The sequence below is a fragment of the Rahnella perminowiae genome (assembly GCF_019049695.1).
Lineage (GTDB): Bacteria > Pseudomonadota > Gammaproteobacteria > Enterobacterales > Enterobacteriaceae > Rahnella > Rahnella perminowiae.
On sequence record NZ_JAFMOT010000017.1, the window covers coordinates 1 to 261 of the forward strand.

1 rRNA gene is annotated in these 261 nt (G+C 51.3%); it reads left to right on the forward strand.

Annotated elements, in window-relative coordinates:
- Positions 1-261: ribosomal RNA gene (locus J1781_RS26550) — 23S ribosomal RNA — on the forward strand; the annotation flags it as partial.

Below are 261 nucleotides of genomic sequence, written 5' to 3' on the forward strand. Positions count from 1 at the left end.
AGCTTGACACTGAACATTGAGCCTTGATGTGTAGGATAGGTGGGAGGCTTTGAAGCGTGGACGCCAGTCTGCGTGGAGCCAACCTTGAAATACCACCCTTTAATGTTTGATGTTCTAACTCGGCCCCATTATCTGGGGTGAGGACAGTGTCTGGTGGGTAGTTTGACTGGGGCGGTCTCCTCCTAAAGAGTAACGGAGGAGCACGAAGGTTAGCTAATCACGGTCGGACATCGTGAGGTTAGTGCAATGGCATAAGCTAGC